At 72.6% G+C, this 22,728-nt stretch carries 17 protein-coding genes and 1 pseudogene; 10 read left to right on the top strand and 8 right to left on the bottom strand.

The annotated features are described in order from the left end of the window. Positions 1-8 precede the first annotated feature (8 nt). Complete coding sequence (locus tag E2170_RS01545) at positions 9-704, bottom strand: response regulator transcription factor (RefSeq protein ID WP_132998892.1); 696 nt, start codon at positions 702-704, stop codon at positions 9-11. Positions 705-838: 134 nt separating this feature from the next. Here E2170_RS01545 and E2170_RS01540 point away from each other — a divergent pair, with 134 nt between their 5' ends. The 3 genes and pseudogenes from E2170_RS01540 to E2170_RS01530 all read left to right on the top strand — a co-directional run. Next, on the top strand, positions 839-2,542 hold the full coding sequence (locus tag E2170_RS01540; RefSeq protein ID WP_132998891.1) for an ArnT family glycosyltransferase: 1,704 nt from the start codon (positions 839-841) through the stop codon (positions 2,540-2,542). A gap of 148 nt (positions 2,543-2,690) precedes the next feature. Continuing rightward, the gene (locus E2170_RS01535; protein ID WP_132998890.1) at positions 2,691-3,464 is read left to right on the top strand and encodes a glycosyltransferase family 2 protein; all 774 of its coding nucleotides are present in this window, start codon (positions 2,691-2,693) and stop codon (positions 3,462-3,464) included. Further along, positions 3,461-3,751: pseudogene (locus E2170_RS01530) on the top strand (lipid-A-disaccharide synthase N-terminal domain-containing protein); the annotation flags it as partial. The gene E2170_RS01535 and the pseudogene E2170_RS01530, both read left to right, overlap by 4 nt. Positions 3,752-3,771: 20 nt before the next feature. Here the strand turns inward: E2170_RS01530 and dinB are convergent. Both dinB and E2170_RS01520 read right to left on the bottom strand, forming a co-directional pair. Beyond that, a complete protein-coding gene (gene dinB, locus E2170_RS01525) occupies positions 3,772-4,839 on the bottom strand; it encodes a DNA polymerase IV (protein WP_132998888.1) in 1,068 nt (355 codons plus the stop codon). Between the two features lie 7 nt (positions 4,840-4,846). After that, positions 4,847-7,552: a bifunctional acetate--CoA ligase family protein/GNAT family N-acetyltransferase gene (locus E2170_RS01520; protein ID WP_132998887.1), complete on the bottom strand. Its 2,706-nt coding sequence runs from the start codon at positions 7,550-7,552 to the stop codon at positions 4,847-4,849. Between the two features lie 92 nt (positions 7,553-7,644). Here E2170_RS01520 and iadA point away from each other — a divergent pair, with 92 nt between their 5' ends. From iadA to E2170_RS01500, 4 genes are all read left to right on the top strand, one after another. Next, on the top strand, positions 7,645-8,820 hold the full coding sequence (gene iadA / locus E2170_RS01515) for a beta-aspartyl-peptidase (RefSeq protein ID WP_132998886.1): 1,176 nt from the start codon (positions 7,645-7,647) through the stop codon (positions 8,818-8,820). A gap of 46 nt (positions 8,821-8,866) precedes the next feature. After that, positions 8,867-9,706: a cyanophycinase gene (locus tag E2170_RS01510; RefSeq protein ID WP_132998885.1), complete on the top strand. Its 840-nt coding sequence runs from the start codon at positions 8,867-8,869 to the stop codon at positions 9,704-9,706. Between the two features lie 16 nt (positions 9,707-9,722). Continuing rightward, positions 9,723-12,512 (top strand): cyanophycin synthetase, encoded by a 2,790-nt coding sequence (gene cphA, locus E2170_RS01505; protein WP_132998884.1) that lies wholly within the window; start codon positions 9,723-9,725, stop codon positions 12,510-12,512. Between the two features lie 75 nt (positions 12,513-12,587). Next, complete coding sequence (locus tag E2170_RS01500) at positions 12,588-14,396, top strand: Mur ligase family protein (protein ID WP_132998883.1); 1,809 nt, start codon at positions 12,588-12,590, stop codon at positions 14,394-14,396. 7 nt (positions 14,397-14,403) lie between these two features. Here the strand turns inward: E2170_RS01500 and E2170_RS01495 are convergent, their stop codons facing one another. From E2170_RS01495 to glmS, 5 genes are all read right to left on the bottom strand, one after another. Continuing rightward, on the bottom strand, positions 14,404-14,862 hold the full coding sequence (locus tag E2170_RS01495; RefSeq protein ID WP_132998882.1) for a DUF2894 domain-containing protein: 459 nt from the start codon (positions 14,860-14,862) through the stop codon (positions 14,404-14,406). Next, complete coding sequence (locus tag E2170_RS01490; protein WP_132998881.1) at positions 14,859-15,563, bottom strand: OmpA family protein; 705 nt, start codon at positions 15,561-15,563, stop codon at positions 14,859-14,861. Before E2170_RS01490 ends, E2170_RS01495 begins: the two co-directional genes overlap by 4 nt. Beyond that, positions 15,560-17,491, bottom strand: coding sequence for a DUF802 domain-containing protein (locus tag E2170_RS01485; RefSeq protein ID WP_132998880.1), 1,932 nt, complete (start codon positions 17,489-17,491; stop codon positions 15,560-15,562). The genes E2170_RS01490 and E2170_RS01485 overlap by 4 nt, the downstream gene beginning before the upstream one ends. Continuing rightward, positions 17,488-18,276, bottom strand: a complete 789-nt coding sequence (locus tag E2170_RS01480; protein ID WP_132998879.1) for a DUF3348 family protein — start codon at positions 18,274-18,276, stop codon at positions 17,488-17,490. The genes E2170_RS01485 and E2170_RS01480 overlap by 4 nt, the downstream gene beginning before the upstream one ends. 139 nt (positions 18,277-18,415) lie before the next feature. After that, positions 18,416-20,245: a glutamine--fructose-6-phosphate transaminase (isomerizing) gene (glmS, locus tag E2170_RS01475; RefSeq protein WP_132998878.1), complete on the bottom strand. Its 1,830-nt coding sequence runs from the start codon at positions 20,243-20,245 to the stop codon at positions 18,416-18,418. A gap of 193 nt (positions 20,246-20,438) precedes the next feature. Between glmS and E2170_RS01470 the strand changes: the two genes are divergently transcribed. Genes E2170_RS01470 through E2170_RS01460 form a run of 3 tightly spaced genes read left to right on the top strand, consistent with a single transcriptional unit; the run spans position 20,439 to position 22,728 of the window. After that, positions 20,439-21,740: an efflux RND transporter periplasmic adaptor subunit gene (locus E2170_RS01470; protein ID WP_132998877.1), complete on the top strand. Its 1,302-nt coding sequence runs from the start codon at positions 20,439-20,441 to the stop codon at positions 21,738-21,740. Between the two features lie 2 nt (positions 21,741-21,742). Further along, positions 21,743-21,955: a hypothetical protein gene (locus E2170_RS01465; RefSeq protein ID WP_132998876.1), complete on the top strand. Its 213-nt coding sequence runs from the start codon at positions 21,743-21,745 to the stop codon at positions 21,953-21,955. 38 nt (positions 21,956-21,993) lie between these two features. After that, a complete protein-coding gene (locus E2170_RS01460) occupies positions 21,994-22,728 on the top strand; it encodes an ABC transporter ATP-binding protein (protein ID WP_132999958.1) in 735 nt (244 codons plus the stop codon).

Genomic DNA, 22,728 nt, shown 5'->3' with positions numbered 1-22,728 from the left:
GACTGCTCCTAGCCGGCATCGTCGTCCCCGGTCGCCGGTTCGCCCAGGCGGTAGCCGATCCGCGGCAGCGTGTGCAGCAGCTTGACCGGCCACGGACCGTCGATGCTGCGCCTGAGTTCGTAGACGTGCGAGCGCAGCATGTCGCCGTCCGGCGGGTCGTCGCCCCACAGCGCCTGCTCCAGCCGTTCGCGCGTGACCGCCGCCGGACTGGCGCGCATCAGCACTTCCAGCAGCTTCCGGCAGGCCGGATACAGGTGCAGGCTGCGGCCGGCGCGGGTGACGTCGAGGGTGGTGAGGTCGTAGCGCAGGTCGGCCACCTCGAGCACGCGGCCGCGCCCCCGGCCGCTGGCCCGGGCCACCAGGGCTTCGATGCGGACCTCGAGCTCCGGCAGCTGGAAGGGCTTGGTCAGGTAGTCGTCGGCCCCGGCGCGGAAGCCTGCGATCTTGTCCGGAAGCTCGTCGCGCGCGGTCAGCATCAGCACCGGCATGTCGTGGCCGGCCTCGCGCAGCCGCCGCAGCACCTCGCGGCCGTCCAGCCGCGGGAGCATCCAGTCCAGCACCAGGGCGTCGTAGGCCTGGGTAGAGGCGAGGTGGTAGCCGGTGGGGCCGTCCGGGGCGGCATCGAGCACGTGGCCGCGCGCTTCGAAGTAATCGAAGAGATTGGCGACCAGGCTCTGGTTGTCTTCCACGACCAGCAGGCGCATGGGTGGCTCCGGTGGGGCCGACAGGCTGCGCGCGCCGACGTCGGAACGATGTCGGAGGCGGCGCGCTCCGACGATTCTCCCACGCGCCGCCGGACACCATCGCCCGGACACCCGGTCCCCCGATGCAGACGCCGATGCCGCCGCCGCGCCCCGCCCGCACGCCGCTCCCGCCCCGCTGGCTCCTGCTGGCACTGCTGCTGTTCGCGCTGGCCGCCGGCATCGGCCTGCGCGATCCCTCGCCGCCGGACGAGCCGCGCTTCGTCCTGGCCGCCAGCGCCATGGTCGACAGCGGCGACTGGCTGCTGCCACGCCGGGGCCGCGAGTTCTATGCCGAAAAGCCCCCGGTCTTCATGTGGATGCAGGCGGCCGCCTGGACCCTGGTCCGCGACTGGCGGGTGGCGTTCCTGCTGCCGTCGCTGCTGGCGGCGCTGGCGACGCTGTGGCTGGTGCGGCGCACGGGCGCGCGGCTGTGGTCGCCGCGGCACGGGCCGTGGGCGGCGGCGGCGCTGTTCGCCTGCCTGCAGTTCGGCCTACAGGCCAAGCGCGCGCAGATCGACATGGTGCTGGTGCTGATGACCACGCTGTCGCTGTGCGCGCTGCTGCGCTACCTGCTGGACGGATACCGGCGGCGCTGGCTGGCGCTGGGCCTGTTCGCGGCCGGGCTCGGCACCGTCACCAAGGGCGTGGGCTTCCTGCCGGTGCTGGTGCTGCTGCCCTGGCTGTGGCCGGGGCTGCGACGGCGGCGGCCACGTCGGCCCGGTGCGCGCGTCGCCGGCGATGCGGTGCTCGGGCTGGCCGCCTTCGCCGCGGGCGCGGCGGTCTGGCTGGCACCGCTGGGCATCGCGCTGCTGCGCCATCCCGATCCCGTACTGCAGGCCTATGCGCACGAGCTGCTGTTCCGCCAGACCGGCACCCGCTACGTCAACGCCTGGCACCACGTGCAGCCGCCCTGGTACTACGCGCAGGTGATCGCGACCCTGTGGCTGCCGGGCGCCCTGCTGCTGCCCTGGCTGCTGCCGGCCTGGTGGCGGCGCCTGCGCCGCGGCGATCCGCGCCACGTGCTGCTGCTGGGCTGGGCGGCCCTGGTGCTGCTGTTCTTCTCGCTGAGCCCGGGCAAGCGCGAGGTCTACATCTTTCCCGCGCTGCCCGCGCTCTGCCTGGCCGCGGCGCCGCTGCTGCCGGCGCTGCTTCGGCGCGCCGGCGTGCAGTGGCTGCTGTCGGGCTGGCTGCTGCTGTGCGGCGCGCTGCTGCTGGGCGCCGCCGGCAGCGGCCTGTCCGACGCCGACTGGGCGACGCGGCTGGGTGGAACCCGGGGCATCGCGCCGGCCGACATGCGCGCTTTCCTGTGGGCGCTGGGCGCACTCGGCGCCGCGGCCTGGGCGCTGGCCGCGGCCTTCCGCGGGCCGCGCGTGGGCTCCGGCCTGCTGCTGTTCACGGCCCTGCTGTGGGCCGGCTACGGGCTGGTGCTGGCGCCGGCGCTGGATGATTCGAGCTCGGGGCGGGCGCTGATGCGCGACGTCTCGACGCGCATCGGCGCGCAGGGCGAACTCGGCGCGATCGCCTGGCGCGAGCAGCACATGCTGCAGGCCGGACGCCCGATGCAGGAGTTCGGCTTCAAACAGCCTCTGCACCTGCAGTGGCGCGAGGCCGCGGACTGGGTGGCGGCGGCGCCGGAGCGGCGCTGGCTCTGGATGCCGGAGCCCGCGCTGGGGCCCTGCGTCGACCGCGGCCGCGCGCGGATGATCGGCCATGCCAGCCGGCAGGACTGGTGGCTGGTGCCCGGGACCGCGGTCGATCCACGGTGCAGCGTGCCGCCATTCGCCGCGGACGGGGATTAACGAAGCGCCAACATCGCTCCAACGGCTCTCCGACAGCGGCGCCCGGATCATTCCGCCACCCCACGCTGCCGACGCCTGCGATGCCCACCACCATGTCCACCGCGCCCCGCCACCGTGGCGACGCCCTTGCCCGGACGCAGCCATGACGATGAATCCGTCCCCCCCGCGGCATCCGCTGGTGCCGGCGCTCAGCGTCGTCGTGCCCGCCTACAACGAAGCCGACAACCTGCCCGCCCTGCTCGACGAGATCGACGCCGCCCTGCGCCACGTCACCCGCTACGAGATCGTCTGCGTCGACGACGCCTCCGACGACGGCACCGCCGCGGCGCTGGCCGCCTGCGCCGCGAACCGGCCGCAGCTGCGCGTGCTCCGCCACCGCGCGCGCAGCGGCCAGAGCGCCGCGCTGCGCACCGGGGTCAAGGCCGCGCGGGCGGACTGGGTCGCGACCCTCGACGGCGACGGCCAGAACGATCCCGCCGACCTGCCGCGGCTCTTGCAGGCACGCGCGGACGCCGACGACGGCGTGCGCCTGTTCGCCGGCTGGCGCGTGCGGCGCGAGGATTCCGCCAGCAAGCGCTGGGCCTCGCGCATCGCCAACGCGATCCGCACCCGGCTGCTGCACGACGCCACCCCGGACACCGGCTGCGGGATCAAACTGTTCGCGCGCGACACCTTCCTCGACCTGCCCGCCTTCGACCACATGCACCGCTTCCTGCCGGCGCTGATGCAGCGCGCGGGCTGGCGCACGCTCAGCGTGCCGGTGAACCACCGCCCGCGCCGCCACGGCCAGAGCAAGTACGACAACCTCGGCCGCGCACTGGTCGGCATCAGCGACCTGCGCGGCGTGCTGTGGCTGCTGCGGCGGAACCCCTGCGCAGTCGCCGACGAACGCATCAGCCGCAGCACGGAGCTGCTGTCATGAACGGGACCATCGAAGCACTCGCATGGACCGGCATCGCGCTGACACCGTGGAAGCTGGTCGGCCTGGCCGGCGCCCTGCTGTTCGGCGCGCGCTGGCTGGTGCAGTTCGGCGCCTCGCGCCGCGCCGGACGCGCGGTGGTGCCACGCAGCTTCTGGATCATCAGTATCTGCGGCAGCGCGATGACGCTGTCGTACTTCCTGTTCTCGGACAAGCAGGACGCCGTGGGCGTGCTGCAGAACCTGCTGCCGGCGCTCACCGCGGCCTACAGCCTGTGGCTGGAGCTGCGCCCGACGCGCGCCGCGCCCGCTCAGGCGGATGCGAACAGCGGCGCCTGGACCGGCACTTCGTCGGCGTCGCGGAATCCGGCCAGGCCGACGCCGGCCAGCCGGTAGCGGGTCGAGGCCGGCAGCTGCACGCGCTCGCGCAGCGCCAGCGCGATGGCGACGAACTCCGCCTCCGACGCGGGCGGCGCGTCGGGCGTGAAGCTGCGGGTGAGGATGCGGAAGTCCGACGTCTTGAGCTTCAGCACCACCGTGCGGCCAACGCGCTCGGTCTTCCGGGTCGCGGCCCAGGCCTTGGCGGCCAGCGCCTCGATCGCCGGACCCAGCTCGTCCAGGCGCAGGTCGCTGGCGAAGGTGTCCTCGGTTGAAATCGACTGCACCGGCTGGTCGGGTTCGACCGGGCGCTCGTCGATGCCGCGGGCGCGCCGGTACAGGCCGGCGCCGAAGCGGCCGAAGCGCGCCTGCAGCTCCTCCAGCGCGAAGCCGCGCAGGTCGCCGACGGTGGCCACGCCGATGTCGGCCAGCTTCTTCTCCATCACCTTGCCCACGCCGGGGATCTTCGACACCGGCAGCGGCGTCAGGAAGGCCTCGACCTGCGACGGCTTCACCACGAACAGCCCGTCGGGCTTGTTCCAGTCGGAGGCGATCTTGGCGAGGAACTTGTTCGGCGCGACGCCCGCCGACGCGGTAAGCGAGGTCGCCTCGCGGATCTCGGCGCGGATCATGCGCGCGGACTCGGTGGCGCTGGGCGAGGCGACCTTCGGCGCGGTCACGTCGAGGTAGGCCTCGTCCAGCGACAGCGGCTGCACCAGGTCGGTGTGGCGCAGGAAGATCTCCCGCACCTGCTTCGACACCGCCTTGTAGCGCGCGAAATCCGGCGGCACGAACACCGCCTCCGGACACAGCCGCTCGGCGCGCGCGGCCGGCATCGCCGAGCGCACGCCGAACACCCGCGCCTCGTACGAGGCCGCGCACACCACCGAGCGCGCGCCGCGCCAGGCCACGACCACCGGGCGGCCGCGCAGGCCGGGATCGTCGCGCTGCTCCACCGACGCGTAGAAGGCGTCCATGTCGATGTGCAGGATCTTGCGCATCCGCGGATTATCCCCCGGCACCTGCCTCCACCGGCAGGGTCACCAGCATCAGCGTGGCGTCGTCGGGGTCCGGCACCACCTTGAAACCGAGTCGCCGGCACATGGCGAGCATGGTGCTGTTCTCGCGCAGCACCTGGCCTTCGATGATGGACAGGCCCATCCAGCGCGCGACCTCGATCATCTCCTGCATCAGCCGCCAGCCCAGTCCGGCGCCCTTGAGGTCGGAGCGCACCATGATTCCGTATTCGCCGCGCTCGAAGTCGGAATCGGCCAGCAGGCGCACCGCGCCCAGCATGTCGCCGGTCTGCGTGTCGATCGCCACCAGCGCCATCGAGCGCGCGTAGTCCAGCTGCACCAGGCGGGCGATGAAGTCGTGGCTGAAGTCGCGTACCGCGCGGAAGAAGCGCAGGCGCAGGTCCTCGGCGCTGACGTGCTCGAAGAAGCGGCGGAACATCGCATCGTCCTCCGGGCGCACCGGGCGCACGAAGGCCTCGCGGCCATTGGACAGCGCCAGCGTCCGCTCCAGCTCGGTGGGATACGGGAACACCGCGAAGCGCGGGTGGCCGCGGCCGCGGTGCAGGCGCTTCGACGGCGCCACCGCGATCCGCGCGTCCAGCGCGACCGCGCCGCCGGCGTCGGCCAGCAGCGGGTTGATGTCCACCTCGCGGATGTCGGGGATGTCGGCAGCCAGCTGCGCCAGCTTCACCAGCACCAGGGCCAGCGCGCGCTCGTCGGCCGCGGGCACGTCGCGGTAGGCGTGCAGGATGCGCGAGACCCGCGTGCGCCCGATCAGCTCGTGCGCCAGGCGCAGGTCCAGCGGCGGCAGCCCCAGCGCCTTGTCGTCGATCACCTCGACCGCGGTGCCGCCGCGGCCGAACACCACCACCGGGCCGAACACCGGGTCGTCGGCGATGCCGGCGATCACTTCGCGCGCCTTCGCGCGCAGCACCATCGGATGCACGCTGACGCCGTCGATGCGCGCGTCGGGCCGCAGCCGGCGCGCGCGCGCGATGATTTCTTCTGCCGCCTCGCGCACCGCCGCGGCGCTGGCCAGGTGCAGGCGCACGCCGTCGACGTCGCTCTTGTGCGCGATGTCCGGCGACAACACCTTGACCGCCACCGTGCGCCCGGCATCGAGCAGCGGCTGCGCGGCGCTCACCGCGGCCCCGGCATCGGCGGCCAGCGCCGGGGTGGCGATGGCGATGCCGTAGGCGGCGAGCAGGCACGCGGTGGCTTCGGGGTCGAGCCATTCGCGGCCCTCCGCCAAGGCGGCATCCACCAGCGCCTGCGCGGCGGCGCGGTCCACGGCGAAGTCCCCCGGCAGGCTCGGCGGCGTCTCCATCAGCGCCGCCTGCGCCTCGCGGTGGCGAACCAGATACATGAAGCCGCGCACGGCCTCGGCCTCGCTGGCGTAGGTCGGTACCCCGGCCGCGCCCAGCAGGCCGGCGGCGCCCTGGTCGTCGCCCAGCCACAGGGCCAGCACCGGCTTCTTCGGCGCGCCGCGCGGCCGGGCCGCGAGCACGCCCGCCACGGCCTCGGCGGTCTCCTTCGGGCTGGACAGCACGGTCGGCACGTTGACCGCGAGGATCGCGTCGTTGCCGGGATCGTCGAGCAGGGCCTCGAGCCCGGCGGCATAGCGCTGGCCCTCGGCGTCGCCGAGCAGGTCGACCGGATTGCGGCGCGACCATCCGCGCGTCAGCGCCGCGTCCAGGCGATCGACGGTCGTCTGCGAAAGCCCTGCCGGCGTACCGCCCAGATCCTGCAGGCGGTCGAGCGTGAGCAGGCCGGTGCCGGCGCCGTTGGTCAGCACCGCCAGCCGGTCGCCGGGCACGCTGCCCAGGTGCGACAGCGTCTCCGCCGCGGCGAACAGTTCGTCCAGCGCGTGCACGCGCAGCAGGCCGGCGCGGCGGAAGGCGGCGTCGTAGACGGCGTCGGGCGTGGCCAGCGCGGCGGCATGGCTGGCCAGTGGGCCCCGTCGCCGCGCATGCCGCCCAGGGCGCACCACCACCACCGGCTTGCCGCGCGCAGCGGCGCGGGCGGCGGACAGGAACTTGCGCGCATCGCGGACGCGTTCGAGGTAGAGCAGGATCGCGCGGGTGTGGCGGTCGACGGCGAACCAGTCCAGCAGGTCGGCGAAGTCCACGTCGACGGCATCGCCCAGCGACACCACGCTGGAGAAGCCGAGGCTGCGCTGGCTGGCCCATTCGATCATCGCCGCGGCCACCGCGCCCGACTGCGACACCAGGGCCAGGTCACCCGGCGGTGGCCGGTGCGCGGCGAAGCTGGCGAACAGGCGCGAATGCGGCGCGATCACGCCCAGGCAGTTCGGCCCGACCACGCGCAGCCCGCGCTCGCGGGCGATGGCGCGCAGCGCGGTGTTGTGCGAACCGGGGCCCACGCCCATGTCGCGGGTGAGCACGATCAGCGCGCGCGCGCCCGCATCCGCGGCACGCACGGCGACCCGCGGCACGGTCGCCGGCGGGGTGGCGACCAGCACCAGCTCCGGGGCGAAGCCCAGCGCATCCAGCGACGGCGCCGTGGCCACGCCCTCGATCTCCGGATAGTTCCGGTTGACCACGCCGATGCGGCCGCGGAAGCCGCCGTCGATGAGCTGCCGCAGCACCAGCCGGCCCAGCGATCGCTCGCGCGGACTACCCCCGACCAGGGCCACCGAGGCCGGGGAGAACACGGATCCGAGCGCATAAGTGCCCATTCGATCGATGGCCTGCGTGGGGGCCGTCGACGATAGCACCGGCGCCCCGCGGGCCGCTTGACGCCGCGCAGCCCGCTGTACAACCTGCCGTGATGACCATCACACTCATCCGCAACGCCGACGTCTACGCCCCCGAACCCCTCGGCCGCCAGGACCTCCTGCTCGGCGGCGGCAGGCTGCTCTGGATCGGGCCTTGCGGGTCGGAACTGCCGGACGCCTTCGGCGCCAGCGCCATCGACCTTGGCGGGCGCCGCCTGCTGCCCGGCCTGATCGACTGCCACGTGCATGTCACCGGCGGCGGCGGCGAAGCCGGCTTCGCCACCCGGGTGCCGGCGCCGATGCTTTCGCGCTACACCCGCAGCGGCGTGACCACGGTGGTCGGCCTGCTCGGCACCGACGACGTCGCCCGCGGCACCCGCGAGCTGGTGGCCCAGGTCAACGCGCTGCGCGAGGAGGGCCTGTCCGCCTACGGCCTGGCCGGCGGCTACCACCTGCCCCCGACGACGCTGACCGGCAGCGTGGCCGCCGACCTCGCCTTCATCGACTGCCTGATCGGCGTCGGCGAGCTGGCGATCAGCGACCACCGCTCCAGCCAGCCGACCCTGGACGAACTGCTTCGCATCGCATCGCAGGTGCACGTGGCCGGCCTGATGACCGGCAAGGCCGGCATCGTCCACCTGCACCTGGGCGACGGGCCGCGCGGCCTGGACCTGGTGCGCCGCGCGCTCGACCAGAGCGAGCTGCCGGCGCGCGTGTTCAACCCGACCCACGTCAACCGCCGCAAGGCGCTGTTCGAGGAAGCCGTCGAACTCGCGCGCCGCGGCTGCACCGTCGACATCACCGCCTTCCCGGTGGAGGACGGCGAGGACGCGTGGAGCGCCGCCGACGCCTACGTCCGTTACCTCGACAGCGGCGCGCCGCGCGAACGGGTCACGATCAGCTCGGACGCCGGCGGCTGCCTGGCCTGCTTCGACGCCGAAGGCCACCTGTGCAGCATGGGCGTCGGCCACTCCGGTTCGCTGGTCGAGACGCTGCGCGAGCTGCTGGCCCGCGGCGTGGCGCTCGAAAACGCGCTACCGGCCTTCACCAGCAACGTCGCCGCCCTGCTGCGCCTGCCCGCGAAGGGCCGGATCGCGGTCGGCGCCGACGCCGACCTGGTGGCGATCGACGACGCCGGCGCGGTCACCGACGTCATCGCCCGCGGCCGCCCGCACGTGCTCGCGGGCGCGCTGGTGCAGCGTGGTACGTTCGAATCGCACGACGCATGAGCCATTTCATGCGCCACTTGAAGCCCATCCAACACAGGAGCCATTGATGCCAAGCAAGCCCGCCAACGGGGAGCAACGCGGCTGGATTATTCCGATCGGCGGTGCAGAGGACAAGGAAACCAACCCGCGTATCCTGGCGCGCTTCGTCGAAACCAGCGGCGGCAGCGAGGCGGACATCGTGATCCTCCCGACCGCGAGCCGGCTCAAGGAAAGCGGCCTGAACTACGAGGCGCTGTTCAAGGAGATGGGCGCGGCCCGGGTCGAAGTGATGGACTTCGACACCCGCCGCGACTGCCAGGAGGAGAACCGGCTGGCGCGACTGTCCGAGGCCAGCGGCATCTTCTTCACCGGCGGCAACCAGCTGCGCCTGTCGACCATCCTCGGCGGCACCGACGTGGCGCGCACCATCCGCCTGCGCAATGCCCAGGGCGTGACCGTGGCCGGCACCAGCGCCGGCGCCGGCTTCCTGAGCGAGCACATGATCGCCTTCGGCAGGGAAGGCTCGTCGCCGCACGCCGACAGCGTGCGCCTGGCGCCCGGCCTGGGCCTGACCAACCGCTTCATCATCGACCAGCACTTCCGCCAGCGCGACCGCCTCGGGCGCCTGAGCGCGGCGCTGGCCTACAACCCCTTCGCGATCGGCATCGGCCTGGACGAGGACACCGCCGCCTTCATCTCGCCCGACGACACGCTCGAGGTCGAGGGCAGCGGCGCGGTCACCGTGGTCGACGCCCACGACCTGCAGTTCTCGTCGATGGCCCATGCCGACGAGGAAGACCCGGTATGCATGCTCGGACTGGGCGTGCATATATTGATCGCCGGCGCGACCTTCAACCTGCACACGCGGCGGGCCTCGGCCGGACGCCTGGCCACCCGCAAGACCTGACCACCAGGGACACACCATGCGCATCCTCGAACGCTCCGTCTACGTCGGCCCTTCGCTCCACGCCCACTTCCCGGTCATCCGCCTGCTGATGGACCTGGGCGAGCTGGAGCAGTGGCCCACCGCGCGCCTGGGCCCCGGCTTCATCGATGGCCTGGTAGCCGCCCTGCCCGGCCTGGCCGAGCACGGCTGCTCCTACCGCGAGCCCGGCGGCTTCCTGCGCCGCATGCGCGAGGACGAGGGCACCTGGCTGGGGCACGTGTTCGAGCATGTGGCGATCGAGCTGCAGAACATCGCCGGCGAGGACGTCACTTTCGGCAAGACCCGCAGCGTCGACGGCCGCCCCGGCGTCTACACCGTGGTCTACGAATACGCGCAGCGCGAGGAAGGCATCGCGGCAGGCGAGCTGGCGATGCGCCTGCTCGGCTCGCTGCTGCCGGAAAACCTCCGCCCCGCGGGCAGCGTGCCCGAGGGTTGGCAGTGGGAGGAGGCGCGCGACGACTTCATCCGCTATGCGCAGCGGCGCGCGCTGGGGCCGTCCACCGCCTCGCTGGTGCGCGCGGCCGAAGAGCGCGACATACCCTGGCTGCGGCTCAACGAGCGCTCGCTGGTGCAGTTCGGCCACGGCAGGTACCAACAGCGCATCCAGGCCACGATCACCGGGCGCACGCCGCACATCGCGGTGGAGCTGGCCTGCGACAAGGAGGAGACCAACCGCATCCTCGCCTCGCTCGGCCTGCCGGTGCCGCGGCAGGAGCTGGTGTCGCGCCAGACCGACGCGCTCAAGGCCGCGAAGAAGCTCGGCGGCCCGGTGGTGCTCAAGCCCTACAACGGCAACCATGGCCGCGGCATCACCATCAACATCACCGGCGACGACGAGATCCGCGAGGCCTTCACCGCCGCGCAGGAGCATTCGCGCTCGGTGATCGTGGAAACCTTCCAGCCCGGCGACGACCACCGCCTGCTGGTGGTCAACGGCGAACTGGTCGCCGCCACCCGGCGCACGCCCGGCCACGTCGTCGGCGACGGCCGCAGCAGCATCGCCGCACTGGTCGAGGTGGTGAACCAGGACCCGCGCCGCGGCGTCGGCCACGAGAAGGTGCTCACGCGCCTGGAACTCGACCGCGAAGCCGGGCTGATGATGGAGCGCGTGGGCTACGTCGCCGAATCCGTGCCGAAGGACGGCGAGGTCGTCTACCTGCGCTCCACCGCCAACCTCAGCACTGGCGGCACCGCCACCGACGTCACCGACGTCATCCACCCCGACAACCGCGAGATGGCGGTGCGCGCGGTGCGTGCGATCGGCCTGGACGTGGGCGGCGTGGACTTCATCAGCCCCGACATCACCGAGAGCTACCGCCGCATCGGCGGCGCGATCTGCGAGGTCAACGCCGCGCCCGGCTTCCGCATGCACGTCGCGCCCAGCGAAGGCACCCCGCGCGACGCCGCCGGCCCGGTGATCGACATGCTGTTCCCGCCGGGCACGCCGTCGCGGGTGCCGATCGCGGCGGTCACCGGCACCAACGGCAAGACCACCACCGCGCGCATGCTCGCGCACATCGCCAAGATGTCCGGCCACACCCCGGGCCTGACCACCACCGACGGCGTCTACATCGACGGCAACCGCACGGTCGAGGGCGACATGACCGGACCTGTGTCCGCGCGCATGGTGCTGCGCGACCCGACCATCGACTTCGCGGTGCTGGAAACCGCGCGCGGCGGCCTGCTGCGCGCCGGCATGGGCGTGCGCTCGGTGGACGTGGGCGCGGTGATCAACGTGCAGTCCGACCACCTGGGGCTGAAGGGCATCGACACCCTGGAGCAGCTGGCCGAGATCAAGCGCATCGTGGTCGAGGTGGCCGACGAATGCGCCGTGCTCAACGCCGACGACCCCAACGTGCTGCGCATGTCCGGGTACACCAAGGCGCGCAACATCTGCTACGTGACCATGAACCCCGGCCACCCGCTGGTGCGCGAGCACGTGCGCGCCGGCGGCCGCGCCTGCGCGCTGGAGGAAGGCGTCAACGGCCACATGATCACGCTCTACGAGAAGGGCAGCCACATCCCGCTGCTGTGGACGCACCTGATCCCGGCCACGCTGGAAGGCCGCGCCCTGCACAACGTGCAGAACGCGATGTTCGCCGCGTCGATGGCCTTCGCCATGGGGCTGAAGCTCGACGACATCCGCCACGGCCTGCGCACCTTCGACACCACCTTCTTCCAGGCCCCGGGCCGGATGAACGTGTTCAACGAGCATCCGTTCAAGGTGCTGTTCGACTACGCGCACAACGCGCACGCGGTGGGCGTGATGGCCGACCTCGCGCAGCGCCTGGACGTGGACGGCCGCCGGATCGTGGTGGTCGCCGGCCCCGGCGACCGCCGCGACGACGACATCATCGCCATCGCGCAGGCGGTCGCCGGGCGCTTCGACCACTACATCTGCCGCCGCGACGATTCGCTGCGCGGCCGCGACGGCGACGAGGTGCCCAACATCATCGCCCGCGCCCTGCGCGAAGCCGGCGTCGACCGGGACGCGATCTCGGTGATCCCGGACGAGCAGGCGGCGATCGATGCCGCCCTGCGCATGGGCCAGCCCGGCGACCTGTTGCTGGTGTTCGCCGACGCGCTGGCGCGCTCCTGGAAGCAGATCACCAAGTTCCGCGCCGACGGCAGCGCGGCGGGCGCCGCGAAGCCGGTGCAGCCGCCGCCGCTGCCGGGCGTGGACGTGGCCGAGCCGGCCTTCGACCTCGAGGGCCTGGTGCGCGAGGAGCGCGGGCTGGTGTTCGCCCCCGAGGAAGACAGCGACTGAGGCCCGGGGCCGCCGACCGCGGCGGCCCCGCCCGCGAGCCCGCGTCCCACGCCCACCTGCCCGGCGCACGTCACGATGACCCAGCCTGCCCCACCGCCGTTCGACGACCTGCGCCGCCTGACCGGCCCCAACCTGTACTTCGCCGCGCCCGGCGCGGTGCTGGAAACGGGCATCGGCGCGCCGGTGCCCGCCGCCCTGGTGGACGCATGGAAGCGCCGCATCGCGCAGGCGCGCGCCGCGCTCGGCTGGCCGGAAGGCCCGGTGACCGTGCGCGAACACGCCACCGGCGCCAGCCTCGCCTTCGCCGCGCCCGGCGACGTGCTGTACGCGGCCACCGAGGTCAACGAATGGGCCTGGCTGTCGGCGCTGGCCGACGCCGGCATCGACACCGGCGAAACCGCGCTGCAGCCGGGCCATGCACCGGTGGGCAACGACGGGGAAGCGATGCGGATCCTGCGCTCCGTCGCCGCGGCCGAAGGCCTGCCGCGCCTGCCCGCGCTGCGCGAAGGCGCGCGCAAGCACGACCTGCCGCTGCTGCTCGACGACGAACAGCTTTCCATCGGCCTGGGCACCGGCAGCCTTACCTGGGACAACCCCGAACTGCCGCTGGCCGAAGACGTGCCCTGGCAGGACCTGCACACCATTCCCGTCGCGCTGGTCACCGGCTCCAACGGCAAGACCACCACCGTGCGCCTGCTGACCGCGATCGCCATCGCCCACGGCTGGCACACGGCGAACAGCTGCACCGACGGCATCTACCTCGACGGCGCCATGATCGAGGACGGCGACTACTCCGGCCCCGGCGGCGCGCGCGCCCTGCTGCGCAACCGCCAGGCCGAGGCCGCGATCCTGGAAACCGCCCGCGGCGGCCTGCTGCGCCGCGGCCTTGGCGTCGAGCGCGCCGACGTGGCCATCGTCACCAACGTCAGCCCCGACCATTTCGGCGAGTACGGCATCCACGACCTCGACGGCCTGGCCCAGGTGAAGCTGACCGTCGCCCGCGCCATCGATGCCGACGGCATGCTGGTGCTCAACGCCGACAACGAACTGCTGCGCCGGCACGCCGGCGGGATCGACGCGCCGCTGGCCTGGTTCTCCACCGACGACGGGCATCCGCTGCTGCGCGAGGCGCGCGCCGAAGGCCGCCGCAGCTGCGGCGTGCGCGAGGGCCGGCTGATGCTGTTCGACGGCGCCCAGGCGCACGACCTCGGCGCGGTCGCCGACATGCCGCTGACGCTCGGCGGCCTGGCCGCGCACAACGTGCAGAACTGCGCCGGCGCCGCCCTGGTCGCCACCGGTCTGGGCATCGCGCCGGACACGATCGCCGCGGTGCTGGCGCGCTTCGGCAGCGACCACGGCGACAACCCCGGCCGCCTGCAGCGCTGGATCCTCGGCGGCGGCGTGCAGGTCTACGTCGACTACGCGCACAACCCCGACGGCCTGCACAACCTGCTGACCCTGGTGCGCCAGGCCATGAGCGAGGGCGGCCGCCTGCACCTGCTGCTCGGCCAGGCCGGCAACCGCACCAACGAGGCGATCGGCGAACTCGCCGCCACTGCGGCCGCGTTCAAACCCGACCACGTCGTGCTCAAGGACATGGACGGCTACCTGCGCGGCCGCGACAGCGGCGAGGTGGCCCACGTGCTGCGCGAGTCCCTGCTCCGCGACGGCGTGGCCGCCGACGCGATCGTCGAATGCCTGGACGAGACCGAGGCCGCGCGCCTGATCCTGGCCGCGGCCCGGCCCGGCGACAGCCTGGTGCTGCCGGTGCACGGGGCCACCGGGCGCAACCAGGTGCGGGGGCTGCTGGACGAACTGCAGGCGCGGCGATGGACGGCGGGCATGCCGCTGCCGCCGCCCGCCGCGGCCGATCCCGCCGGGTAGGCGCGACTCAGGCGCGCGAGGGCGCTTTCCTGCGCCGGCGTGCTTTCGCGGGTGCCTCCGTGGCCGTGGGCGCGGCCGTTGCCTGCAAGGCCTGCAGGCTGGCCAGCATGTCGACGTAGGCCGTGAAGTGCTGCAGGTAGCCGGGCGACTGCGACTGCATCAGCCTGAGCATACGGTGTACCAGCGCGCTTGAATTCAGCGGCCCCGCGTCCGCCAGCGCAGGCGCGGGTGCCAGCGCGGAACGCAGCCGGGCGTCGGCGTGCAGCCGTGTCCACAGCACGGTGAAGCCATGCAGCGCAGGCAGCTCCGGCCACTCGTCCTGCCGCGGCAGGCCGGTATCGATGCCATCGGCGAGGGCGTCGCGCGCGTCCTTCCAGCGCTCCATCTGCTGCAGCAGGCCGCGAAGCCCCGGCGCGTCGGCGCACGCGCCCTCGTCCGCGAGGTCCTGCACGACGCTGTCGATCATCGGCGGCCTTCCAGGCCCGACCCGGCCATGGCTGCGGCCGCCGAGGGCTCGGCCGGCCCTGCGGCCTGCGCCTGCGCCTTCGCCAATCGCGGCACCGGCGCCATCTCCACGCGGCGGTTGCGCGCGCGGCCTTCCTCGCTCTGGTTGCTGTCCACCGGCTGCTCGGCGCCGAACGCCGCCGCGAACACCGACGAGGCCGGCACGCCCTGCCCGACCAGCGCGCGGGTCACGGTCAGCGCGCGCTGCGCCGACAGCTCCCAGTTGTCCGCGAAGCGGCGGTTGCCGTCCAGCACCGGGCGGTCGTCGGTGAAGCCGCTGACCATCAGGATCTCGTCGCGCGCGGCCAGGAAATCGGCCAGCGGCGCGGCCAGGCTGGCCAGCAGCGCCTCGCCCTCGGCCTGCAGGCGGTCGGAGTTGAGCGCGAACAGCACGCTGCCGCGGATGCCGATGCGGCCGTCGACCAGGGTGATGCGACCGGCGGCCAGCGGCGCGGCCAGGGCCTGCTCCAGCGCTTCGCGGCGCTGCTGTTCGGCCTGGCGCTGCGCGATCTCCTCGCGCAGCTGCGCCTCGAGATGCAGCTGCACGCCGATCACGCCGACCAGGATCAGCACGAACACGCCCAGCAGCACCGACATCAGGTCGCCAAAGGCGGCCCAGACCGGCGCGGTCGAATCGGCGTCGCTTTCGATCTCCAGGCTCACGCCCCGGTCCCGGCCGGCGCGCCCGGCAACTGGCGGAGTTCACCGATGATCTGCTTCTGCGACAGCACGCTCAGGTCCACGACCTCGCGGGCCTGGGCGACGTAGTAGGCCAGCTGCTCGTCGCTGCGCGTGCCCGCCGCTTCGAGCGCGGCGGCGATGGCGTCCAAGCGCTGCGTCAGCTGCGCGTGGCTCTCGCCGAACTGCTGCACCGCGCCGGCCAGCGCCTCGCCCAGCCCGGCCACGCCGTCCACGCCCGCATCCAGGCGCGCGGTGGCGGCATCGATCACGCCGGTGCCGGCCTCGACCTGGTCGCTGAAGCGGCTGCCGGCCTGCTCCAGCAGGGTGGAGGTGGTGGACACGAGTGCGTCGATGGCGCCGCGCTGCTCGCTGGAGGCGTGGTTCACCGCTTCGAGCAGGGTCGCCAGGGTCTCCATCAGCTGGCTGCGCTCGGCCAGCAGCGCGGTGTCGCGCACCATGCTGTCGGAGAGCTTCTGGCGGAGCTCGGCGACCACTTCGGCGGCGGCGCGTGGCGCTTCGGAAGCGGCTTCGACCAGGGTGGAAATCTCGGCGATGGTCGCGGCGGCGTGCGCCTGCGACTGCTCGCCGATGTCGGCGGCGGCGCGGGCCAGGGCTTCGGCGACGGCTTCGTGCCGGCGCGCGGCGTCTTCGCCGGCCTGCGTCCAGTCCTCGCGCAGCGTGGTCGCCATGCCGGCGAGCTGCTCGCGCCAGGCTTCGAGGCGCTGCGCATCGCGTTCGGCCAGCGCGGACTGCAGGCGCCCGTGCGCACCTTCCAGTTCGGCCAAGAGCGTCGTGGCCTGCGCCGCGAACGCCGCGTTGGCCGCGTCGAGCGCTTGTTGATGGCGCCCGGCCAGCGCATCGGCCAGCGCCTGCTGCGACGTCGCCTGTTCGTCCAGCGCGCGCTGCCACAGCGCGGTCGCGGCGCTGGCGTTGGCTTCGAAGCCCGCGCCCAGCGCGGCCAGCTGGCGGTCGACGGCCTCGGCGACGTTCGCGTTGAGCCGTGTGGCCTCGCCGGTGACCGTTTCCATGGCGGCGGCGATGGCCGGCTGCACGGCTTCGGCCGCGGCACGCGCGCTGTCGGCGGCGCTGCGTTCCAGCGACTGCGCCATGGTCTCCGCCAGGCGCTCCCAGGCCTGCATCGCGCCCTCGTGGAAGGCCGCCTGCTGGCCGGACTGGCGCTCGTGGGCGAGCTGCGCCTGCTGCTCCAGCGCCGCCATCATCGCGCCCATGCGCTCGACCAGGGTCGGCATCAGCGCGGCCTGCTCCTGCATCAGGCGCAGGGCCTCGTCGCGCTGGTGCGCGCGCGAGTGCGGGCGCAGGTGGGTCGCGGTCGCGGCGTCGAGGGCACGCACGGCCGCCGCGCGCTCGCGGCGGCACAGCGCCGCCAGCAGCCCCAGCATCGCCGATGCGGCCACGCCCGCGATCGAAGTGCCGAAGGCGACGCCCAGGCCCTCCACCGGCGCGGCCAGCGAATCGCGTACCGCCTGCAGGTCGCCCGCCGACTGCAGCGCAAGCCCGGTGCCACGCAGGGTGACCAGCATGCCCAGCAGGGTGCCGAGCATGCCCAGCAGCACCAGCATCCCGACCAGGTAGGGCGCGAGCGCGGGCGCCGGCAGCGGCGCCTGGCCGCTCTCGACGCGCTGGCGCACGGCGGTGCGCAGGCCCGGGTCGAGGCGGCCCAGCCATTCGCCGAAGCCGTCGGGCTCAGGCGGCGCATCCAGCGCGGCCGCGAGGCTGGCGGTGGCCTGGCGGTAGCGGTGCAGCTCGATGCCGCCGAGGACGTAGAGCACGCCGATCACCACGGTCACCGCCAGCGCCAGCGCATGGCTGCCGACGTAGCCCGCGCCGATCCAGGCCACGACCAGCAGGCCGATGGCAAAGACGAATCCGTTCAGGAGAGTTCTGTTCATGCGTCCGGTCGTGGAGTGCGAAGCGCGGCGAGCAGCGCTTCGATGGGTTGGAAACGGAGGTCGAGTTCGGCCAGCAGCACCTGCCGGGCCTCGCTGCGGAAGTTCGCGCGCCAGGTGGTGGCGGGCTGCGCGGCGCCTTCGCCATGGCGCGCATGCAGGCTTTCGAAGCGCGCGACGAGCGCGGGGACGACGGGGGCCAGCAGCGCGTGCTCGCGCGGCGCAAGCAGGCCCTCCATCACCGCATCGACGGCGGCCAGGCGCGCTGCGCCGCCTTCGCGCAGCGCCAGGCGCTCGCGCAGTTCGCCGCGCAGGCGCCCGGTGGCGGCCTGCATGTCGTGCTGCAGGTTGCGGCAGTGGCGCTGCACGGCAGTGGCGCCGGCGGCGGCCCCGTGGCTGTCCTCGTTGCGGCGCGGATGCAGCGGCAGCGTCCAGTCGCGGGTTTCTTCGGCGATGGTGTCGCCAAGCTCGGCGCGCAAGCGGCGGCACTCGGCGACCAGGGCTTCATCCACATCATCGGAGGCGTTCATCGATCCGGCGTCCGCATCCGTGACGGCGCCAACGCCCGGATCCGCCGGTCGATGGCCATCGGTGGCTCCGGAGCCATCGGCCCCCGGATCGCCGTCCAGCGCCCGCGACAGCGCCACCGCCCGCTGCCACTCCAGCCAGTCGCCCAGCCGCTCCGCCGGGGACTGCGTCGGGGGCGTGGCGTCCAGCCCCGACATCCGGGCCAGCAATCTGGCGAGGGCGGCGCCCGGGACGGGCGCCCGGGTCTGGGCTTCGGGCATTCGGATGGCCAAAAAACGACCATTTTAGCGCGTGGGCGGATCTGGTCGGGGCTGCCCGATGCCCCGACTTCCCCGGACCAGCCATGGCCGCGATCGACAAGGCATTCCACGGCCAGCCGACCGCGGATGCCACGGCGGGCTACTCGACGGTCACGCTCTTCGCCAGGTTCCGCGGCTTGTCCACGTCCGTGCCGCGCGCCAGCGCAACGTGGTAAGCCAGCATCTGCACCGGGATCGTGTGCACGATCGGGCTCAGCACGCCGACGTGGCGCTCGGTGCGGATCACGTGCACGCCCTCGGATTCGCTGAAGTTGCTGTCGGCGTCGGTGAACACGAACAGTTCGCCGCCGCGCGCGCGCACTTCCTGCATGTTCGACTTCACCTTCTCCAGCAGGCTGTCGTTGGGCGCGATCACCACCACCGGCATGTCGGCGTCGACCAGGGCCAGCGGGCCGTGCTTGAGCTCGCCGGCCGGGTAGGCCTCGGCGTGGATGTAGGAGATTTCCTTGAGCTTGAGCGCGCCTTCCAGCGCGATCGGGTAGTGCACGCCGCGGCCGAGGAACAGCGCGTGCTGCTTCGGGGTGAAGCTCTCCGACCACAGCGCGACCTGCGGCTCCAGGTTCAGCGCGTGCTGCACGCTGCCGGGCAGGTGGCGCAGCGCTTCGATGTATTCGGCCTCCTTCTCTTCCGGCAGGCGGCCGTTGAGCTTGGCGAGCGTCGCGGCCAGCGCGAACAGGCCCACCAACTGGGTGGTGAAGGCCTTGGTCGAAGCCACGCCGATCTCGGCGCCGGCGCGGGTGTAGAACACCAGGCGGCTGGCGCGCGGGATCGCGCTCTCCGGCACGTTGCAGATCGACAGCGTCAGGTCCTGGCCCAGCGACTTCGCGTACTTCAGCGCCTCCATGGTGTCGAGCGTTTCGCCGGACTGCGAAATCGTCACCACCAGGTGCTTCGGGTTCGCCACCGCGGTGCGGTAGCGGTATTCGCTGGCGATCTCGACGCTGCAGGGCAGGCCGCTGATCGCCTCGATCCAGTAGCGCGCGACCGAGCCGGCGTAGAAGCTGGTGCCGCAGGCGAGGATCTGCACGCCTTCCACTTCGCGCAGCACGGCGTCCGCGTCCTTGCCGAACAGGGTCGGCTCGAAGACGCCGGCGTCGATGATCGCTTCCATCGTGTCGCCCAGCGCGCGCGGCTGCTCGTGGATCTCCTTCTGCATGAAGTGGCGGTAGGGCCCCAGCTCCAGAGACGACAGCGAGACGTCAGAGAGGTGCTCGTCGCGCTCGACCGGCCGGTCGTCGCCGTCGAACACGCGCACGGCATCACGGCTGATCTCGGCGGTGTCGCCCTCCTCCAGGAAGATCACGCGGCGCGTGGCCTGCAGGATCGCGGAGACGTCGGAGGCGACGAAGTTCTCGCCTTCGCCCAAACCGACCAGCAGCGGGCAGCCCATGCGCGCGACCACCATGCGCTCCGGCTCCTTGCGGCTGACCACGGCCAGCGCGTAGGCGCCGTGCAGTTCCTTGACCGCACGCTGCAACGCCGCCAGCAGGTCGTCGCCGTCCTGCAGGTAGTGGTGGATCAGGTGGGCGATGACCTCGGTATCGGTCTGCGATTCGAATTCGTAGCCCAGCGACTTCAGGCGCTCGCGCTGCTCTTCGTGGTTCTCGATGATGCCGTTGTGCACCAGCGCCACGCCCTGGCTGATGTGCGGGTGCGCATTGGATTCGGTGACGCCGCCGTGCGTGGCCCAGCGGGTGTGGCCGATGCCGAGCGTGGCCGAGAAGCCTTCGGCACCCGCCGCGTTTTCCATTTCCGCCACGCGGCCGGTGCGGCGCACGCGACGCACGTCGGCGCCGTCCACCACGGCGATGCCGGCGGAGTCGTAGCCACGGTATTCAAGCCGCTTGAGTCCTTCGATCAGGACCGGAACCACATCGCGATCCGCGATCGCGCCGACGATGCCGCACATGGGTGATGGACGCCTTGCCTGGGGACTGCACAGTTTAACGGCGAATGCGCGGCAGGCTGTCCGGCGGACGGCCCAGGTGTCCGCCCGGACAGTCGGACACGACAATAAAATTGAACAAAATCAACATCTTGAAGTTGGCACGCAGCTTGCGTCCCCGATAGACGACTCCCGAATCCCCGAGACCGGACACGCCATGGAACCCAGCCGCGCCCGCATCCGCGATACCTCCGGCCAGGACCGCATCCCCACCGGCACGCCGCCCGCGCGCCGTCGCCTGCGCGATCCGAAGCTGGTGGCCGGCTTCGCCGGCGCGGTGCTGTTGGGCCTTGCCGCCTGGGTGGCGGTGGGCTGGAGTGGCGGCGGCCGGTCCTACGACACCTCGCGCCTGCGCATCGCCGAAGTGGTCCGCGGCGACCTGGTGCGCGACCTCTCCGCCGACGGCCGCGTGATCGCCGCCAACAGCCCGACGCTGTACGCGATCGCCGCCGGCACCGTCGCCCTCAAGGTCGTGGCCGGCGACGCGGTGGAGAAAGGCCAGGAGCTTGCGATCATCGACAGCCCCGAACTGCGCAGCAAGCTGGTGCAGGAGGAATCCACGCTCGCCAGCCTGCAGGGCGAGGCCAGCCGCGCCATGCTCGACGCGCGCCTGACCCGCTCCGACGCGCAGAAGCTGCTCGACCAGGCCCTGATCGAACAGACTGCGGCGCAGCGCGACGTCGAACGCTACAAGCGCGCCTTCGAAGGCGGCGCGGTCTCGCGCAACGACTACGACCGGGCGCTCGACGGCCTGAAGAAGGCGGAGATCGGCGTCGCCTCCGCGCGCCAGGACTTCGCCCTGCAGGGCCAGGGCGCCGGCATCGACGCCGGCAACAAGCGCCTGATGGCCGAACGCCAGAAGGCGGTGGTCGACGAACTGCGCCGCCAGGTCGACGCGCTCACCCTGCGCGCGCCCTTCGACGGCCAGGTCGGCCAGGTGCAGATCGCGCAGGGCACGAACGTGGCCGCCAACGCGCCGGTCCTGGGCGTGGTCGACCTCTCGCAGTTCGAGGTCGAGATCAAGGTGCCCGAGAGCTTCGCCCGCGACCTTGGCATCGGCATGCCGGCCCAGGTCACCAGCGTCGGCAAGCTGTGGCCGGCGGAGATCTCGGCGGTGTCGCCGGAAGTCGTCAACGGCGAGGTCAACGCCCGCCTGCGCTTCGCCGACGGCCAGCAGCCGCCCGGGCTGCGCCAGAACCAGCGCCTGTCCGCGCGCATCGTGCTCGACACCCGCGAGGACGTGCTGATGGTCGAGCGCGGGCCCTTCCTCGAACAGGACGGCGGCAGCTTCGCCTACGTCGTCCAGGGCGGCAGCGCCCACCGGCGCCCGATCCAGGCCGGTGCCTCCAGCCTGTCCTCGGTCGAGATCGTTTCAGGGCTGCAGGCCGGCGAACGCATCGTCGTGTCGGGCGGCGACCAGTTCCAGCAGGCGGACCGCGTCCGCATTTCCGGAGATTGACCATGCAAGCGAACACCGGCTTCCCCCACCAGGTGCACTGGGATTCCTTCCAACTCGCCGATGCCGTGCCGCGCCGCCTGAGCGAGCTGTACCGCTTCGACGTCCGCCTCGACGCGCCCGAAGCGCGCTGCGCCAACGCCGAGCCGCGCCGCGGCCGCGGTGCCCGCCCCTACCTGCCGGCCTCCACCCTGCCCGGCCTGTTCCGCGTCGATTGATGCCCACCACCCACTCCAACGCACAGGGACACACCGTCATGCTGGACATGCGCCAGGTCACCAAGGTCTACCGCACCGAACTGGTCGAGACGCACGCGCTGCGCTCGCTCGACCTGAGCGTGAAGGAAGGCGAGTTCGTCGCCGTCACCGGGCCTTCGGGTTCGGGCAAGACCACCTTCCTCAACATCGCCGGCCTGCTCGAAACCTTCACCGGCGGCGAATTCCACCTCGACGGCGAGGACGTGCGTGGCCTCAACGACAACCAGCGTAGCCGCCTGCGCAACCAGAAGATCGGCTTCATCTTCCAGGGCTTCAACCTGATCCCGGACCTGAACCTGTTCGACAACGTCGACGTGCCGCTGCGCTACCGCGGCATGCCGGCCAACGAGCGCAAGCTGCGCATCGAGGACGCGCTGGCCATGGTCGGCCTGGGCTCGCGCATGAAGCACTTCCCGGCGGAACTGTCCGGCGGCCAGCAGCAGCGCGCCGCGATCGCGCGCGCCATCGCCGGAAGCCCGCGCCTGCTGCTCGCCGACGAGCCCACGGGCAACCTCGACACGCAGATGGCGCGCAGCGTGCTGGAACTGCTGGAGGACATCAACCAGCAGGGCACGACCATCGTGATGGTCACCCACGACCCCGAGCTGGCCGCGCGCGCGCACCGCAACGTGCACATCGTCGACGGCATGGCCACCGACCTGTCGGTGGAGCCGAGCCTGACCCGGGCCGCGCGCGCGGCGCAGGTCGAGGCCGATGCGACCGCGGCCCCCTGA

Source organism: Luteimonas arsenica, from assembly GCF_004352825.1.
Lineage (GTDB): Bacteria > Pseudomonadota > Gammaproteobacteria > Xanthomonadales > Xanthomonadaceae > Luteimonas > Luteimonas arsenica.
The sequence above is the reverse complement of the archived record's forward strand: the minus strand, read 5'-3'. Positions and strand labels throughout refer to the sequence as shown.

Bases quoted from the DNA above. Each gene is read 5' to 3' on its own strand.
- E2170_RS01545 (WP_132998892.1), bottom strand. From the start codon at position 704: ATGCGCCTGCTGGTCGTGGAAGACAACCAGAGCCTGGTCGCCAATCTC.
- E2170_RS01540 (WP_132998891.1), top strand. From the start codon at position 839: ATGCCGCCGCCGCGCCCCGCCCGCACGCCGCTCCCGCCCCGCTGGCTC.
- E2170_RS01535 (WP_132998890.1), top strand. From the start codon at position 2,691: ATGAATCCGTCCCCCCCGCGGCATCCGCTGGTGCCGGCGCTCAGCGTC.
- dinB (WP_132998888.1), bottom strand. From the start codon at position 4,839: ATGCGCAAGATCCTGCACATCGACATGGACGCCTTCTACGCGTCGGTG.
- E2170_RS01520 (WP_132998887.1), bottom strand. From the start codon at position 7,552: ATGGGCACTTATGCGCTCGGATCCGTGTTCTCCCCGGCCTCGGTGGCC.
- iadA (WP_132998886.1), top strand. From the start codon at position 7,645: ATGACCATCACACTCATCCGCAACGCCGACGTCTACGCCCCCGAACCC.
- E2170_RS01510 (WP_132998885.1), top strand. From the start codon at position 8,867: ATGCCAAGCAAGCCCGCCAACGGGGAGCAACGCGGCTGGATTATTCCG.
- cphA (WP_132998884.1), top strand. From the start codon at position 9,723: ATGCGCATCCTCGAACGCTCCGTCTACGTCGGCCCTTCGCTCCACGCC.
- E2170_RS01500 (WP_132998883.1), top strand. From the start codon at position 12,588: ATGACCCAGCCTGCCCCACCGCCGTTCGACGACCTGCGCCGCCTGACC.
- E2170_RS01495 (WP_132998882.1), bottom strand. From the start codon at position 14,862: ATGATCGACAGCGTCGTGCAGGACCTCGCGGACGAGGGCGCGTGCGCC.
- E2170_RS01485 (WP_132998880.1), bottom strand. From the start codon at position 17,491: ATGAACAGAACTCTCCTGAACGGATTCGTCTTTGCCATCGGCCTGCTG.
- E2170_RS01480 (WP_132998879.1), bottom strand. From the start codon at position 18,276: ATGCCCGAAGCCCAGACCCGGGCGCCCGTCCCGGGCGCCGCCCTCGCC.
- glmS (WP_132998878.1), bottom strand. From the start codon at position 20,245: ATGTGCGGCATCGTCGGCGCGATCGCGGATCGCGATGTGGTTCCGGTC.
- E2170_RS01470 (WP_132998877.1), top strand. From the start codon at position 20,439: ATGGAACCCAGCCGCGCCCGCATCCGCGATACCTCCGGCCAGGACCGC.
- E2170_RS01465 (WP_132998876.1), top strand. From the start codon at position 21,743: ATGCAAGCGAACACCGGCTTCCCCCACCAGGTGCACTGGGATTCCTTC.
- E2170_RS01460 (WP_132999958.1), top strand. From the start codon at position 21,994: ATGCTGGACATGCGCCAGGTCACCAAGGTCTACCGCACCGAACTGGTC.